The 16,153-nt window shown below is 71.2% G+C and carries 11 protein-coding genes, 3 tRNA genes and 1 pseudogene; 7 read left to right on the top strand and 8 right to left on the bottom strand.

Going from position 1 to position 16,153, the window contains the following annotated elements:
• Nucleotides 1-140: 140 nt before the first annotated feature.
• The 4 genes from ACFVX4_RS02495 to ACFVX4_RS02480 all read right to left on the bottom strand — a co-directional run bounded on the left by ACFVX4_RS02495 (nucleotide 141) and on the right by ACFVX4_RS02480 (nucleotide 5,790).
• Complete coding sequence (locus tag ACFVX4_RS02495; protein ID WP_389971160.1) at nucleotides 141-2,072, bottom strand: ABC transporter ATP-binding protein; 1,932 nt, start codon at nucleotides 2,070-2,072, stop codon at nucleotides 141-143.
• On the bottom strand, nucleotides 2,072-3,805 hold the full coding sequence (locus ACFVX4_RS02490; protein ID WP_389971158.1) for an ABC transporter ATP-binding protein: 1,734 nt from the start codon (nucleotides 3,803-3,805) through the stop codon (nucleotides 2,072-2,074). The genes ACFVX4_RS02495 and ACFVX4_RS02490 overlap by 1 nt, the downstream gene beginning before the upstream one ends.
• A 169-nt stretch (nucleotides 3,806-3,974) precedes the next feature.
• The gene (locus ACFVX4_RS02485) at nucleotides 3,975-5,420 is read right to left on the bottom strand and encodes an FGGY family carbohydrate kinase (protein WP_389971156.1); all 1,446 of its coding nucleotides are present in this window, start codon (nucleotides 5,418-5,420) and stop codon (nucleotides 3,975-3,977) included.
• A gap of 70 nt (nucleotides 5,421-5,490) precedes the next feature.
• Nucleotides 5,491-5,790 (bottom strand): YtxH domain-containing protein, encoded by a 300-nt coding sequence (locus ACFVX4_RS02480; RefSeq protein WP_266419535.1) that lies wholly within the window; start codon nucleotides 5,788-5,790, stop codon nucleotides 5,491-5,493.
• A gap of 193 nt (nucleotides 5,791-5,983) precedes the next feature.
• On the opposite strand from ACFVX4_RS02480, the gene ACFVX4_RS02475 reads away from it, so the two are divergent.
• From ACFVX4_RS02475 to ACFVX4_RS02450, 6 genes are all read left to right on the top strand, one after another.
• Nucleotides 5,984-6,056 (top strand) — tRNA-Asn (locus ACFVX4_RS02475).
• Between the two features lie 5 nt (nucleotides 6,057-6,061).
• A tRNA-Asn gene (locus ACFVX4_RS02470) sits at nucleotides 6,062-6,134 on the top strand.
• Between the two features lie 233 nt (nucleotides 6,135-6,367).
• A tRNA-Ile gene (locus ACFVX4_RS02465) sits at nucleotides 6,368-6,441 on the top strand.
• Between the two features lie 454 nt (nucleotides 6,442-6,895).
• Nucleotides 6,896-7,096: a hypothetical protein gene (locus tag ACFVX4_RS02460; protein WP_389971153.1), complete on the top strand. Its 201-nt coding sequence runs from the start codon at nucleotides 6,896-6,898 to the stop codon at nucleotides 7,094-7,096.
• Nucleotides 7,097-7,224: 128 nt separating this feature from the next.
• Nucleotides 7,225-9,108 (top strand): ABC transporter ATP-binding protein, encoded by a 1,884-nt coding sequence (locus tag ACFVX4_RS02455; protein ID WP_389971151.1) that lies wholly within the window; start codon nucleotides 7,225-7,227, stop codon nucleotides 9,106-9,108.
• Between the two features lie 57 nt (nucleotides 9,109-9,165).
• Nucleotides 9,166-10,431 carry an MFS transporter gene (locus ACFVX4_RS02450; protein ID WP_389971149.1) on the top strand — a complete coding sequence of 422 codons (1,266 nt, stop codon included), beginning with the start codon at nucleotides 9,166-9,168 and terminating at the stop codon, nucleotides 10,429-10,431.
• A gap of 16 nt (nucleotides 10,432-10,447) precedes the next feature.
• On the opposite strand, the gene ACFVX4_RS02445 is transcribed toward ACFVX4_RS02450, so the two are convergent.
• The 3 genes and pseudogenes from ACFVX4_RS02445 to ACFVX4_RS02435 form a co-directional block, all read right to left on the bottom strand.
• On the bottom strand, nucleotides 10,448-11,866 hold the full coding sequence (locus tag ACFVX4_RS02445; protein ID WP_389971147.1) for a carboxyl transferase domain-containing protein: 1,419 nt from the start codon (nucleotides 11,864-11,866) through the stop codon (nucleotides 10,448-10,450).
• Nucleotides 11,859-13,379 (bottom strand): acyl-CoA synthetase, encoded by a 1,521-nt coding sequence (locus tag ACFVX4_RS02440; protein ID WP_389972072.1) that lies wholly within the window; start codon nucleotides 13,377-13,379, stop codon nucleotides 11,859-11,861. The genes ACFVX4_RS02445 and ACFVX4_RS02440 overlap by 8 nt, the downstream gene beginning before the upstream one ends.
• Nucleotides 13,356-13,930, bottom strand: a pseudogene (locus ACFVX4_RS02435) (MFS transporter); the annotation flags it as partial. The gene ACFVX4_RS02440 and the pseudogene ACFVX4_RS02435, both read right to left, overlap by 24 nt.
• A 207-nt stretch (nucleotides 13,931-14,137) precedes the next feature.
• Between ACFVX4_RS02435 and ACFVX4_RS02430 the strand changes: the two are divergent.
• Complete coding sequence (locus tag ACFVX4_RS02430; protein ID WP_389971145.1) at nucleotides 14,138-14,569, top strand: Lrp/AsnC family transcriptional regulator; 432 nt, start codon at nucleotides 14,138-14,140, stop codon at nucleotides 14,567-14,569.
• Here the strand turns inward: ACFVX4_RS02430 and ACFVX4_RS02425 are convergent.
• The gene (locus ACFVX4_RS02425; RefSeq protein ID WP_389972070.1) at nucleotides 14,547-16,145 is read right to left on the bottom strand and encodes a GAF domain-containing protein; all 1,599 of its coding nucleotides are present in this window, start codon (nucleotides 16,143-16,145) and stop codon (nucleotides 14,547-14,549) included. The genes ACFVX4_RS02430 and ACFVX4_RS02425 overlap by 23 nt on opposite strands.
• Nucleotides 16,146-16,153: the final 8 nt, after the last annotated feature.

Below are 16,153 nucleotides of genomic sequence, written 5' to 3'. Positions count from 1 at the left end.
GAAAGGAGGAAAAAAACACCAAAAGAAAAGGAGGAACCCACCCCTCCAAACACCCCTACCACCCCCCCAGAAAAAGAAAAAACACCCCCCCCCACCCCGCGACCCCCCCCCGGGCCCTCGGGTCCGAACGGGCGGTGTTCCTAGTCGACTTCGGCGACCGCCTGCGCGAACTGCGCCGAATACAGCCGGGCGTAGGCGCCCTCGGCGTCCAACAGCTCCTCGTGCGTGCCCTGTTCGACGATCGAGCCGTTCTCCATCACCAGGATGACGTCGGCGTCCCGGATGGTGGAGAGCCGGTGCGCGATCACAAAGCTCGTACGGCCATGGGCCAGGCGCGCCATCGCCTTCTGGATCAGGACCTCCGTACGGGTGTCGACGGAGCTCGTCGCCTCGTCGAGCACCAGGATCACCGGGTCGGACAGGAATGCCCGCGCGATGGTGATCAGCTGCTTCTCGCCCGCGCTGACGCCGGAGCCCTCGTCGTCGATCACCGTGTCGTAGCCGTCCGGCAGCGTACGGATGAACCGGTCGGCGTGGGCCGCCTTCGCCGCCTCCTCGATCTCCTCACGGGTGACCTCGCGCGACGCTCCGTACGCGATGTTGTCCGCGATCGAACCGCCGAACAGCCAGGTGTCCTGGAGGACCATGCCGATGCCCTGCCGCAGCTCGTCGCGCGACATCTTCGTGACGTCGACCCCGTCCAGCGTGATCCGGCCGCCCGTCACCTCGTAGAACCGCATCAGCAGATTGACGAGCGTGGTCTTGCCGGCCCCGGTCGGGCCGACGATCGCGACCGTGTGACCCGGCTCGACGTTCAGCGACAGATCCTCGATGAGCGGCTTCTCCGGGTCGTAACGGAACGACACCTTCTCCAGCGAGACGCTGCCCCGCAGCTCCTCGGGGCGCTCGCGCTCGCCGGGCGCGGGGTCGGCGCCCTGCTCCTCGGCGTCCAGCAGCTCGAAGATCCGCTCGGCCGAGGCGACACCCGACTGCACCAGGTTCGCCATCGAGGCGACCTGGGTCAGCGGCATCGAGAACTGCCGCGAGTACTGGATGAACGCCTGCACGTCACCGATCGACAGCGACCCCGAAGCGACCCGCAGACCACCCACGACGGCGATCAGCACATAGTTCAGGTTGGAGACGAACATCATCAGCGGCTGCATGATCCCGCTGTTGAACTGCGCCTTGAAACCGGCCTCGTACAGCGCTTCGTTCTGCTCGGCGAAGTCCCTCGCGGACTCCTCCTGCCGGCCGAAGACCTTCACCAGGGTGTGCCCGGTGTACATCTCCTCGATGTGGGCGTTGAGCTTGCCCGTCACCTTCCACTGCTGCACGAACTGCGGCTGCGAGCGCTTGCCGACCTTCGTGGCCACGACCACCGAGAGCGGCACCGTGACCAGGGCGACCAGCGCCAGCAGCGGCGAGACCCAGAACATCATGACGAGCACGCCGACGATGGTGAGCAGGGAGTTGATGAGCTGGCCCGTCGTCTGCTGCATCGTCTGCGAGATGTTGTCGATGTCGTTCGTCGCCCGGCTGAGCACCTCGCCGCGCTTGGCCCGGTCGAAGTACGACAGCGGCAGCCGCGACAGCTTCGTCTGGATGTCCTCGCGCAGCTGGAAGATGATCCGGTTGATGATCCGGATCGACAGCCGGGTCGCCACCAGCATCAGCAGGCCGGCGCCGACATAGACCGCCAGTGCCACCAGCAGGACGTCGCCCACCGCACCGAAGTCGATGCCTCGACCGGGGACGAAGTCCACCCCGGAGAGCATGTCGGCCAGGCCGCTGCTGCTTTTGCGCAGGCCCTCGATGGCCTGGTCCTTGGTCGTCCCCTCGGGCATCTCCCGGCCGACGACCCCGGCGAAGATCAGGTCGGTCGCCCGGCCGAGGATCTTCGGCCCGACCACCGACAGGGCGACGCTCAGCACCGAGGCCGCCAGCATCACGTACAGCGGGGTCTTCTCCGTCGCGAAGCGCCTCAGCAGCCGCTTCGAGGACCCCTTGAAGTCCATGGACCGGTCGGTCGGCGCCCCGCCCGCCATCATGCGTCCGCCAGGCCCGGCCATTACGCGGCCTCCGCTTCCGTCAGCTGGGAGAGCACGATCTCCCGGTACGTTTCATTGCCGTCCATCAGCTCGTGATGGGTGCCCGAGCCGACGACCCGGCCCTCGTCCAGCACCAGGATCCGGTCCGCGTCGCGGATGGTGGACACCCGCTGCGCCACGATCACCACGGTCGCCTCGGACGTCTCGTGCGTCAGCGCCCCGCGCAGCGCGGCGTCGGTGGCGTAGTCGAGTGCGGAGAACGAGTCGTCGAAGAGATAGATCTCCGGGCGCTGCACCAGCGTCCTGGCGATGGCCAGACGCTGCCGCTGCCCGCCCGAGACATTGGTGCCGCCCTGCGCGATCGGCGCGTCCAGACCGTGCTCCAGCGCCGTGACGAACTCCTTGGCCTGCGCGACCTCCAGCGCGTGCCACAGCTCCTCGTCGGTCGCGTCCGGATTTCCGTACCGCAGGTTCGTCGCGACCGTCCCGGAGAACAGATACGGCTTCTGCGGAACGAGACTCACGGTCTTCGCCAGCAGCGCCGGCTCCAGCGTCCGCACATCCGTACCGTCGACCAGCACCTGGCCGTCCGTCACATCGAACAGCCGCGGTACGAGCCCGAGCAGCGTCGACTTCCCGCTGCCCGTCGACCCGATGATCGCGGTGGTCTCGCCGGGGCGGGCCACCAGATCCACCGACCGCAGCACCGGCTCCTCGGCGCCCGGGTAGCGGAAGTCCGCGCCGCGCACCTCCAGATGACCGTGGGCGCGCAGCTCCCGGACCGGCTTGACCGGCGGGACCACGCTGGACTCGGTCTCCAGGACCTCCTGGATGCGCTCGGCACAGACCTCGGCGCGCGGCACCATCATGAACATGAAGGTGGCCATCATCACCGACATGACGATCTGCATCAGATAGGCGAGGAAGGCGGTCAGCGCGCCGATCTCCATGCCGCCGCTGTCGATGCGCTGGGCACCGAACCAGAGCACGGCGATCGACGAGACGTTCACGACCGTCATCACGGTGGGGAACATCAGCGCCATCAGCCGGCCCGTGGACAGCGCCACGTCCGTCAGCTCGGTGTTGGAGCCGCGGAACCGCTCCTCCTCGTAGCCGTCACGGACGAAGGCGCGGATGACCCGGTTGCCGGTGATCTGCTCGCGCAGCACCCGGTTCACCGTGTCGAGTCGCTCCTGCATCGTGCGGAACAGCGGACGCATCCGCTTCACGATGAGGCTCACCGCGATGCCGAGCACCGGCACCACCGCGAGCAGTACCGCCGACAGCGGGACGTCCTGGCCGAGCGCCATGATGATGCCGCCGACGCACATGATCGGGGCCGACACCATCAGGGTGAAGCTCATCAGCACCAGCATCTGGACCTGCTGGACGTCATTGGTCGTACGGGTGATCAGCGAGGGCGCCCCGAATCGTCCGACCTCACGGGCCGAGAACGACTGCACCCGGTCGAAGATCGACGCCCGGACGTCACGGCCGAGCGCGGACGCGGTACGGGCGCCGAAGTAGACGGCCCCCATGTTGCAGACCACCTGGCCGATGCTGACGGCGATCATGATGCCGCCGAATTCGAGGATGTAGCCCGTGTCCCCCTTGACGACACCGTTGTCGATGATGTCGGCGTTCAGGGTGGGCAGGTAGAGGCTGGCGCAGGTCTGCAGCAGTTGGAGGAGGACCAGCAGCAGGATGGGTTTTCTGTACGGACCGAGATAGGCCCGCAGGAGTTTTATGAGCACGCGTGTCTCTCGGAGTCGGCAGAGGGCGGGAGTCGACCCATTTTCCGGCACCGGGGGCCGCGACTGCGAGTAATTTTATTCAAGACCAGGTCAAAAAACAGACCGAGTACACAAGTGGAGGGGTTCATCTCCACCGGTGTACCCGGTCATATCCGCACAGGTGGACGGCTCAGGTTGCGGAGTCGAACGCTCCGGGATGGATCTGGTCCCGCGTCGCCACGTACTGCTGGCGCACCGCCTGCCCGACCGCCAGCTCGTCGCCCGGCTCCAGCACCTGCGCCGCGGCGCCCTGCCAGGCCGGGGGAGTGAGCGGATCGGCCGTCCCTTGCGAGACGCCCAGCGCCCAGGCCGCCTGCCGGGCCGCGCCCAGCGCCGCGTACTCGGCGGGCTGCGGCACGACCACCTGCGTACCGAACAGCGCCGGAGCGAGCCCCTGCACGGCGGGCAGCTCGGCAGCCGCCCCCAGCAGGAAGACCCGCCGCACCTCCACGCCCCGGCCGCGCAGCACATCGAGCGCGTCGGCCAGCGAGCACAGCATCCCCTCGAACGCCGCCCGCGCCAGATGCTCCGGCTTCATCGACTCGCGCCGCAGCCCGCACAGCGTCCCCGCGGCATGCGGCAGCTGCGGCGTCCGCTCGCCCTCCAGGTACGGCAGGAGCACCAGCCCGGACGCGCCCGGCGTGGACTTAAGCGCCAGCGCGGAGAGCTCGTCGAGGCCCTCCACGCCGAGCATCTCGGCGGTCCCGCGCAGCGCCCGTACCGCGTTGGACGTGTGCACCACCGGCAGGTGCTTCCCGGTCGCGTCCGCGAACGAAGTGATCATCCCGGTCGGATCGGACAGCGCCTCGTCATGCACCGCCATGACCGAGCCCGACGCACCCAGCGACACCACCGCGTCGCCGACCCCGACCCCGAGCCCGAACGCCGCCGCCATCGTCTCGCCGGTCCCCGCGGAGATCAGCAGCCCCTCGGGCGTCGTCCCGGCCGCGTCGGCGGGACCGAGCACCTCGGGCAGCGCGGCCTGGTGCCCGAGCGCGAGCTCCACCAGATCGGGCCGGTAGGAGCCGGTGTCCGCCGACCAGTAGCCGGTGCCGGACGCGGCACCCCGGTCGGTGGTCCGCCGGGCGGGACGCCCCAGCAACTGCCAGACCAGCCAGTCGTGCGGCTGGAGCACCGCGGCCACCCGCTGGGCCGCCTCCGGCTCGGTCCGTGCCAGCCAGCGCAGCTTCGACACCGGCTGCGCGGCCTGCGGCACCGCCCCGACCGCCTCGGCCCAGGGCTGCCGCCCGCCGAGTCCGTCGATCAGATCGGCCGCGGCGACCTGCGCCCGCTTGTCGTTGCCGAGCAGCGCCGGGCGGACGAGGTTGCCCTGGCGGTCCAGTGGCACCAGGCCGTGCTGCTGGGCGGAGACGCCGATGGCCTGCACCCCTTCGAGCAGCCCGTCGGTGGCGGCCTCGCCGAGCGAGAGCAGCCACGCCTGCGGGTCGACCTCGGTGGCCTTCGCCTCGACGGGGTGTGCGGCGAACCCCCGGCGCAGCACGGCGCCCGTGTCCGTATCGCAGACGACGATGTGTGTGAAGGCGGAAGAACTGTCCAAGCCGGCGACTATCCCCATGCCCAAGATTCTGCCGCACCGCCGGAGCTTCTCCGTACCGGTTGGTGCGGCAGCGGTGGGGACGGTCCGGCTAGGTGTTGGTGGTGCCCCAGTCGTCCTCGCCGTTCCGGCCGCGGTCCCGCAGCGAGCGCACCCGGTCGGCCACCGAGGCGGGGACCTTGTCGCCGACCTTCTCGCTCACCGAGTGGTACGCCTTGCCGGCCAGATCGCGGCCGCTCTGCGCCGCGGACTCGGCGGTATTGCGCACGGCCGGATTCTGGGCGAACTGGCGTGCGGACTTCTTCAGCTGCTCGTAGCGCTCGCGCCCGGCCCGTGTCCCGATCACGTATCCGAGGGCCAGTCCGGCGATGAACGTGAGCCGGTACCGCATGGCTGCCACCCTTCCTTGCTCAGTGCGACGCTCAGTGCGACGTGTGCTGCCCGCCTACCCGCGGGCACCGGAGATCACCCCGGGGGATACCGATTGGCAAAGCACCCCCCTGCTTGCGCTAATGTATGTGTCGCAGCGAACGCGCGCCGCCCGGCAGCAGCCAGGTAGGTAGGGTTCGGTGCATACGCAGCAATCCCCTGTAGCTCAATTGGCAGAGCAGCCGGCTGTTAACCGGCAGGTTACTGGTTCGAGTCCAGTCGGGGGAGCGCGATCCCCTGTAGCTCAATTGGCAGAGCATTCGGCTGTTAACCGGAGGGTTACTGGTTCGAGTCCAGTCGGGGGAGCGGAACGGAAGAGGACCCCGAGGGGTCCTTTTTCGTATGTCCGCCGACGGTCGTCACCGTGGTGCGTGTGGGATGCGTGTGACTCTTTCGCGTGTACTTCGCTCCCTCCGGAACCGGACGGCCGACGGCGAGGTCTTCATGGTCATGCGAAGCCGACCATCCGGAGCGAGAGATCGTATGACCGGCTATGCTGCGGCAGACGGCGCGCACACTTGTACGCGCCACGCCGAAAAGGGGCGGTAGCTCAGCCGGTTAGAGCAGCGGACTCATAATCCGTCGGCCGTGGGTTCGAGTCCCACCCGCCCCACTGCCGATGTTCCGGCAGAAACGTTATGACCTGCGTATACGTAGGCGCGAGGGCCCTCACGGATTCCGTGGGGGCCCTCACCATAGCCCCGTAGCAAGATCAAGTGGCCGCTCCCCGGCCCGGCGGGTCGTGCCGGTGAGGTCCGGCCGGGGCCCGCCCGTTCCGCGTCGAAGCGTCAGTGCGTCGGTGCGTCAGTGTCCGTACGGGCGGCCCCGATTGTGCGCGGCCGGGCGATGGCCGTGGCGGTGTCGTGAGGTGTGGGGCGCCGTCGGTCGCCCCGACGGATGTCCGGAGAGTCACTTATGACAACGCTCTGAAGGGCTGCGGTATTTCGTCCCTTTTTATCCTTGATTTCGGCTTCTACGACTTGTTGGCCTCAGGGGTCGGACGTAGTGTCGAAAGTGCCGCAGCAAGAGCAAGGAGCGGCGCAACGAACTCCCCAGAGGAGGCGAAGATGAACGTACGCAGCATCTTCGACTACAGGGGCCACGGCGGTGGCGGTGGCTACGGTGGCGGACGCGGCTTCGGACGCGGACGCGGTGGCTACGGACGCGGCTTCGGCTTCGGACGCGGACGCGGCGGTTACGGCCGCGGCGACGGCGGTGGCGGACGTGGCGGTTACGGCCGCGGCGGCGGCGGTGGGTGGGGTTACTGACCCGACACCCCCGACACCATCCCCGAAACGAGGCAGGCTCGCGCTGCGGCGCGGGTCGGTCTCGCGGTTTTGGGGTCCGCGCCTATGGAGATGGTCCATAGTCCGAGCACTTCTGTGACGTGACGCCCATGCGCCTCAGCAGCTCGTCCCGGCGCTCAGCGCCCCCCGAAGAGACTTCTCAGGACTCGGTGACGGATGTCCCGATCCGCACGGATCCCATCAGCATCGTCGTAGCGTTCCGGCGCTTCTGGCCACTGACCAAGGGTGACCGGCGCTGGCTCATCCTCATTCTCCTGTGCGCCGTCCTGGCCGCCATCGCCGAGACCATCACGGTCCTGCTCTTCGCCAAACTCACCGACACCGCTCTGCAGACCGGCTCCGTCAGCGCTTTCTGGAAGCCTGCCGGCCAGTGGCTCGCCGTGGCCGTCATCGGTGCAGTGGTGGGGTATCTGGGCAACTCGCTCGCCGCCTGGGTCGCCGAACGCTTCGTGATGAGGCTGCGGGCACGGGTATTCGGACATCTTCAGACGCTTCCGCCGCACTTTTACCAGCGCAATCGCCGCGGTGACCTGGTGGAGCGGCTGACAGGTGACGTGGAAGCCATCGAAGCGCTCGTGGTCTCCGGCATCGTCGGGGCGGCATCGGCCGTGTTCAGCACGCTCTTCTACGCCGCCGCCGCGCTGTGGCTGCGCTGGGATCTGGCCCTTGCCACCTTTGTCATGGTGCCGCTCTTCTGGTTCACGACCACGCGTTTCGCCGGGCCCCTGCGCGCGGTGTCCCGGCGCGGTCGGGCGGCGGACGGTGCCATCACGGCCGTGGTCGAGGAGACGTTGGTCAACGTCGTCATGACCCAGGCGTACAACAGGCAGCACGATGAGGAGGAGCGGCTTTTCAGCAAGGCGCGTATCCGGCTGAGGACAGCGGTGAAGGCCGTCCGCCTCACCGAGTTCTACGAGCAACTCGTCGAGGTCCTCCAAACGTTGTGCGTCCTGGCGATCATCGGTCTGGGGGCGTGGGAGATCTCCCGGCACCGGATGACGCTCGGACAGCTGCTGGCCTTCGCCGCCTTCATCGGCTACCTCTACCCGCCGATCCGCTCGCTGGGCCAGCTCGGCCTGACGGCCACCGCCGCGACCGCGGGCGCCGAACGACTGCTGGAGATCCTCGACGCCGAGCCCGCGGTCACCGACCCGGGCGATTCCGTGCCCGTGCCGCCGCGGAGCCGGGCGCTCGGCGAGGTGGAGGCGCGTCAGGTGTTCTTCCACTACCCCGGCAGCGACGAGATGGTGCTCCGGGACCTCTCGTTCTCCGCAAGTCCCGGGGAACTGCTGGTCATCACCGGCCCCAGTGGTGCGGGCAAGTCGACCCTGGCGGCGCTGCTGCTGAGGTTCTACGACCCGGACGCCGGCAGCGTACGGCTGGACGGGGTGTCCGTGGACCGGCTGCCGCTGCCCTACCTCCGGCAGAACATCACGCTGCTGCCGCAGGACACGCTGGTCCTGCACGACACCATCGAGAAGAACATCGGCTGCGGAAGCCTCGACGCGAGCCACGACGATGTGGTGCGGGCCGCGCGGGCGGCCGACGCCCACGAGTTCATCCAGGTTCTCCCGGAGGGATATGACACAGTCATTTCCACCGGCACCTCCCGGCTCTCCGGCGGCCAGTTGCAGCGCATCGCCATCGCCCGCGCCATGCTGCGCGACGCGCCCGTTCTCCTCCTCGACGAGCCCACCACCGGACTGGACCGGCTGGCCGCGGAACGCATCCTCGAACCCCTGCGGCGGCTGGCCCGGGGCCGCACCACCATTGTGATCACCCACGACCTGGCCCTGGCCGCGGACGCCGACCGCATCCTCGTCCTGGACGAGGGGCGGCTGGTGGAGTCCGGCACGCACACCCAACTTCTCGACAGGAGCGGCCTGTACGCCACACTGTTCGAGCGCCGCACCCACCCGCACAACGGGACCGCGTACAAGCCTGCCCGGACGTCAGGGATCCACTGGAGGTAGCCGGTCCCCGGCACCCAGCCATAACGGCACGGCCCGACCCGGTCGTTACTATCCGGCGTGACCGAAACGACCGAAGAACCCGCCGCCCGCCGCCGCATATTCGCCGACCTGACACCGCTGCGGAGCTCCCCCGACTACCGGCGGCTCTGGTTCGGGAACACGGTCTCCTGGGTCGGGCAGGGGATGACCTCGCTCGCCGTGTCGCTCCAGGTCTACGACATCACCGGGTCCGCCTTCTCGGTCGGGCTCATCGGACTCTGCTCGTTCCTGCCGCTGGTCGTCTTCGGGCTGTACGGCGGGGCCGTCGCCGACACCATGGACCGCCGCAAGCTGGGCCTGGCCAGCTCCGCCGGGTCGTTCGTGCTCTCCGTCGCCCTGGTCGCCATCACCGTCGCCGGGGTGGAGCAGGTGGGGCTGCTGTACGCGGTCGTCGGCCTCCAGGCGGCCTGCTTCGCGGTCAACGCGCCCGCCCGCAGCTCGATGATCGCCCGGCTGCTGCCGCCCGAGCAGCTGCCCGCCGCCAACGCCCTCACCTCCATGACCAGCACCACCGGCACGCTGGTCGGGCCGATGCTCGGCGGGCTCGTCGTCGGCTGGTGGGGCTACCGGGCCGCGTATACCGTCGACGCCATCACCTTCACCGCCTCGCTCTACGCGATGTGGCGGCTGCCCGCCATGCTGCCGCAGCGCGAGGAGGGCGCGGGGGACAAGCGGGCGTCCGTCGCGGACGGGCTGCGCTTCCTCGGGACCAGGCCCAATCTCCGGATGACCTTCTTCACCGATCTGTGCGCCATGCTGCTGGCCCACCCCCGGGCGCTGTTCCCCGTCGTCGCCGTCCTCTGGTACGGCGGCGACGCGAAGACCACCGGACTGCTGGTCGCCGCCCCGGCGCTCGGCGCGCTGCTCGGCGGGGTGTTCTCCGGCTGGCTGGGGCGCATCCGACGCCACGGCCTCGCCGTGCTGCTCGCCGTCGCCTGCTGGGGCACCGCCATCGCGGTCTTCGGCCTGACCCGGCAGCTCTGGCTCGGGCTGCTCTTCCTGGCGCTCGCCGGGTGCGCGGACACCACTTCGATGGTCTTCCGCAACACCATGCTCCAGGCGGCCGTGCCGGACGAGATGCGAGGGCGGCTCCAGGGCGTGTTCATCGTCGTCGTGGCGGGCGGGCCGAGGCTCGGCGACTTCCTGGCGGGATCGGTCGCCGACCTGACCTCGCCCGGCCTGGCGGTGACCGGGGGCGGGATCGCCTGTGTCGTCGCCGTCTCCCTGCTGGCGCTGCGGTGGCGCGGGTTCGCGCGGTACGACGCGCGGGACCCCCAGCCGTGACCGCCCCGCCCGCGCCTCACCCCCGCGGCACGTCCCCGGCTCCGTCCCGCGGCCCCACCACCGAGCGGGCGAAGCCCAGTTCCACCAGGTCCTGGGGGCGCAGCCGCAGCTGGTCGGCCGTGGCACGCACCTCGTCCGGGGCGCGCTTCAGGATCGCCGCCGCCAGCTCCGGGGCGATCACCGAGAAGTAGCTGTCCCGGGTGACATGGGTGTTCCCCGGTGCCGCGAGGGCCAGCGCGCCGCCCGAACCGCCCTCACCTATCACCAGGGTGGTGACGGGGACCCGGGCCTCCGCCAGCGCCGCGAAGGCGCCTGCGATGGCGGCGCCCGCGCCCGCCCGTTCCGCCTCCGCGTCGTTCGCCGCGCCCGGGGTGTCGATCAGCGTGAGCACGGGAACGCCGAGCCGGTCGGCCAGCCGGATCACCCGCGCCGCCGTGCGGTAACCGGCCGGGCGGGTCGCGGTGCCGCACTGGGCCACGTACGCGATGGACCGGCCGCCGCGCCGCCCGAAACCGCAGAGCAGCCCCGGGTCCGTACCCCCGCAGCGGTCGCCGCCGAGCGGGAGCCGGTGGGCGAAATAGGCGTCCAGATACGCCTCGGCGCGCGGCCGGGCGGGCGAGCGGGCCTGCCGGACCGCGTCCCAGCCGGTCACCGGAAGGCCGGTGGCGGACAGGGCGTCCGGCACGGGGGCGGGGAGCGCCGGGGAGCCCGGGGCGTGGAGCGCCCGCAGCCAGTGGGCCACCGTCCCCGGGAGCTCGTCCGGCGGGACGACCGCGTCGATCTGGCCCGCGGCCAGCTGGCCCTCGGCGGTGTACGCGTGAGGGTCCGCGTCCGGGGGCCGTACCCGGGAACCGGCGAACCCGACCTGGGCGCCCGGCAGCGCCAGGATCACATCGGCGCCCGCGCCCAGCGTGGCCCAGCCGCCCCCCGTCGTCGGGTCGCGCAGGACCGCGAGCTGCGCGGGGCCCGCCGCCCGCAGCCGCGCCGAGGCACGGGCCACCCGCTGGAGCTGGGTCAGGGCGACCATGCCCTCCTGCATCCGGCTGCCGCCCGTCGCGATCAGCGAGACGAGCGGCAGCGCCCGGGTCCGGGCGGCCTCGTACGCGGCCTCCAGCCGGTCCCCGGTGCGCTGCCCCAGCGAGCCGCCCAGGAACCCGAACTCGAACGAGACCAGCACGCAGGCCCGGCCGCCGACCGAGGCGAGGCCGTGGACGACGGACTCCTCCTCGCCGGTACGGGCGGCGGCGCGGGCCCGGGAGTCCGCGTACCCGGCCCAGGCGAGGGGCCCGTCCCCGGCGCCGTCACGGCCGGGCGCGGCGGCGTTCCCGGGCTCCCCGGGCTCCCCGGGCTCCCCGGGCTCCCCGAGCCCCCCGAGCTCCTCGAAGTCCGCGGTGAGTGCCGCGATCGCCGCTCTCGCCGTCAGCCGGTCAGGCATGGAGCGACCGCTTCATGATCTTGCCGAGGTCGTTGCGGGGCAGCGCGTCCAGGTAGCGGACCGTGCGCGGGCGCTTGTGCGGGGACAGCTGGGCGGCCACATGGTCCGCGAGCGCGTCCCCGGACGGCGGCGACGCCGGGTCGGCCGGCACCACCCAGGCGACGATCCGCTCGCCCAGATCCGGGTCCGGCTCACCGGTGACGGCGGCCTCGCGGACGCCGGGGTGGTCCAGGAGCGCGTTCTCGATCTCCCCGGCGCCGATCTTGTAGCCGCCGCTCTTGATCAGGTCGGTGGCCTTGCGCCCGACGATCCGTACGTAGCCGTCGGCATCCCGGGTGGCCATGTCCCCGGTGCGGAACCAGCCGTCCTCGGTGAGTGCGGCGGCCGTGGCGTCGGGGCGGTTCAGATAGCCGGTGAAGAGGTTCGGGCCGCGCACCTGGATCTCGCCGATGGCATCGGGTCCGGCACCGTCCTCGGCGAGGACGGTGCCGTCCTCCTCGACCAGGCGGAGCTCCACGCCACGCAGGGGCGCGCCGACCGTTCCGGGGCGCGGTTCGCCGTCGGCCCGGACGCCCGTGTTCATCAGGGTCTCCGTCATGCCGTACCGCTCGATGACCCGGCGGCCGGTGGCCGTCGCGATCCGCTCGTGGTCGTGCACCGGCAGTGCGGCCGACCCGGACACCAGCAGCCGGGCTCCGGCCAGTGCCTTCGCCAGTCCGGCAGCCCCGGGGCCGGAGCCGTCGAGGGCCTCGGCCAGCCGGTGGTACATCGTCGGTACGCCGAAGAGCATGGTGCCGCCGGACGACAGTTCCCGGGCCACCTCGTCGGTGGAGAACCTGCCCAGGTGCCGCACCGATCCGCCCCGCCGCAGCGGCCCCAGCACGCCCAGGATCAGGCCGTGCACATGGAACAGCGGCAGGGCGTGGACGAGCACGTCGTCGCCGGTCCACTGCCAGGCGTCCTCCAGCGCGTCGAGCGAGGCCGCGATGGCCCGCCGGGGCAGGATCGCGCCCTTGGGCGGGCCCGTGGTGCCGGAGGTGTAGACGATCAGCGCGGGGGACTCGGGGGAGGGCTCGGGGAGCGCGGCGCCGGCGCCCTCCCCGGCCGTGTCGACGTCGATGCGGTCCAGCGCGTCCAGCACCGGCGGGAGCGTGTCGCCCGCCCCGGCCAGCACCACGGTCGGTTCGCTGTCGGCCACGATGTGGGCGAGTTCGCGCGTCCCCGTCTTCGGGTTGAGCGGAACCGCCGGCACCCCGGCACGCAGCGCGGCCACGACGGCGACCACCGTCTCGGGGGTGGGGGTGGCCCAGACGGCGACCCGCCCGGCGCCGGCGAGACGCGCGGCGAGCGCGGTGGAGGCGGTGGCCAACCGGTCGTAGGTCATGGTGTGTTCGCCGAACCGGGTGGCTTCCCGGGTCGAACCGTCATCCGGCACAAAGAGAAGAGGAGTCACCCACCGCACCCTAGGCCCTGTCCCGAACGAGAGACCCTGGTCCCGCTGGAGTCCCCGCATGCGGCCGTACGCGTACACGCACCCCGCGAGCGCCAGGTCCGACAGCAGCATGAAGCCGATCGAGTACGAGCCCTTCGCGCTGTAGATCGCACCCATCACCAGCGGCGGCACGAAGCCGCCCAGGCCGCCCATCGCGCCGACGATCCCGGTCACGCTGCCCACCTTCGCCTGCAGCGTCACCTGCGAGACCAGGGCGAAGACGCTGCCGCTCGCGGTGCCCGGGCCCGCCGCCATGCAGAGCAGCGCGATCGTGCCGCCCGGGGCCAGCGGCGGGTCGAAGGCCTGGACGATCGCCATCAGGGCGGCCAGGCCGAGCGCCGCCGCCGTGACCACGGCCGGGTGGACGCGGTCCGAGAGCCAGCCGCCGATCGGCCGGAAGATGACCGTGACCAGGGCGAACCCGGCGGCCTTCGTGCCGGCGTCGGTGGGTGAGACAGGTCGTACCAGGTCTTCAGATACGTGGGGAGATAGACGCCGAACGCGACGATTCCGCCGAAGCCGATCGCGTACAGCGCGTACAGCGCGGACAGCTCCCAGGTGACCCGCAGGTTGCGGTAGGCGGCCGAGGACGGCGCGTCGACCGTGGTGGGGGACTGCTTGACAGCTGTATACACCCCTTCAGTCGTGGGCGGGCGCAGGCCCTGGGCCCGCCGGAATGCGCCGAGCGGGTCACACGCGGCGGGCCGGGAGCGGGGGCGGGATGCCGCCGGGCGCGACTTGCCCAGTCACGAACCGGAAAAAGCTGCGACAATCGCAGTATGGACCGTCTGGACAGAGAAATCCTCGGCGTCCTCCAGGAGGATGCCCGGATCTCGTACCGCGACCTGGGCGTACGGGTCGGGCTCAGCGCCAACGCGGCGGCCGACCGGGTACGCCGACTGCGCCGCGACGGTGTCATCCGCGGCTTCACGGTGATCATCGATCCGGCCGCCGACACCCGTACCGGCCTGGTCGTCTTCATCGATGTGACGCTGCGGATCGATACGACGAACGAGGTGTTCGAGCGGGCCGTGCTCGCCCTGCCCGGCATCACCGAAGTGGTCCATGTGACCGGCGGCCACGACTATCTCGTACGGGCCACCGTCGCCGACACCGCGGCCCTGGACGGCCTGCTGCGCAGGCTCAAACGGGAGGCGGGGGTCGCCCACTCCAGCACCCGGGTCGCGCTCAGAGCGGCGCCTGCCAGGTGACGGTCGACGGGCGCGAGCCGTCCTCCTCGCGCCCGTCGTCGGCGACCGTCAGCCGGACCGCGGCCCGCCCGTCCGGCAGCTCGGCCGTCGCGTCCACCTCCACCTCGATCGCCGACACCCCGGTCCGCCGGTGCGCGGACGCGAGGGCGCTCCGCAGCGCGGCGAGCAGCTGCCGGTCCACGGGATCCCGGACCAGTGCGTCGACCGCCCCGGTGAAGTGCACCGACGGCGGGAAGCCGAGTACGGCGGCGGCGCCCCCGGTCTCCCGCAGCACCCGGCCGCGGAAGGTGGCGGGGACCTCGGCAGGCGGCTGCTGAAGGGCGAAGATCGCCGTCCGGACCTCCTGAATGGTGGAGTCCAGTTCGTCGACGGCCCTGCCCAGCAGCTCGTCCGTCTCCGGGGCGGCGGCCCGGCGGCGGGTCGACTCCAGCATCATCTCGGTCGCGAACAGCCGCTGGACCACGAGGTCGTGCAGATCGCGGGCGATCCGGTCCCGGTCCTCGTACACCGCGAGCTGTTCCCGGTCGTGCCGGGCGTCCGCCAGGACCAGCGCGAGCGCGGCCTGCGAGGCGAACTGCGTGGCCAGCAGCCGGTCCACGGCCGTGTACGGGCGGTCGCCGCGCCGCCGGGGCAGGGCGAGGGTGCCGATCAGCTGCCCGCCGCTCTGCAACGGCAGCATCATGCTGGGGCCGAACCGGGACCGCACATGTGTCGTCATCCGCGGGTCGGTCGCCGAGTCCTCGATGAACACCGGCTCTCCGCCAAGCAGTTGGACCAGCACCGCGGAGCCGGGCTCGATCGCCGTACCGACGATCCCGGCCGGGTCGTCGAGCGTGGACGCGGTGACGATCTCCATCCCGCCCGCCTCGTTCGGCTGGAGGATGACCCCGGCGCAGGCGTCGGCGAGCGCTCTGGCCCCTTCGGCGACGGTCATCAGCGCGTCGGCCGCGCTCCCGCCGGTCAGCAGCGCGGTGGTGACGGCGGCCGCCCCCTCGATCCAGCGCTCCCGCTGCCGGGCCGCCGCGTACAGCCGGGCATTGGCGATCGCGATGCCGGCCTGCGCGGCCAGCGCCCTCAGCACCGCCGCGTCCGAATCGGTGAAGCCGCCGGTGTGCTTCCCGGTGAGGCAGAGGTTGCCGAAGACCTGGTCGTGACCCTGGATCGGCGCCCCGAGGAAGGGACGCGTCGGCGGATGGCCGGGCGGTACACCGCCGGCCCGCGGGCCGGCGGCCGGATCGTCGCGGTGCGACGGCTCCGGCTCGTCGGCGAGGACGCCGGGCATCCCCGGGTGCCCGTCCGGGAGCCGGCCGATCCGCTGCCGCTCGGTGTCGTCGAGCCCCGAGGTGTACAGCTCACCGATGGTGCCGTGCTCCGGGTCGAACATGCCGAGCGCGCCGTACCGGGCCCCGGTCAGCGCCGTCGCGGTGTCCACGATCTGCTGGAGCATGGCCCGCAGTTCGAGATCGGAGCCGATGCCGAGCACCGCTTCCAGAAGCATCGACAGCGGGGGCTTCTCCGGGACGGGGGCCGCAGCGGCGGCCTTCTCGCCGGACGGCCCGGCGGCCGTGTCCGTCATATCGTCGG

This window comes from Streptomyces sp. NPDC058240, from assembly GCF_042882135.1.
GTDB lineage: Bacteria > Actinomycetota > Actinomycetes > Streptomycetales > Streptomycetaceae > Streptomyces.
Note: the sequence above shows the minus strand (reverse complement) of the source record. Positions and strands in the feature narration are given on the sequence as shown.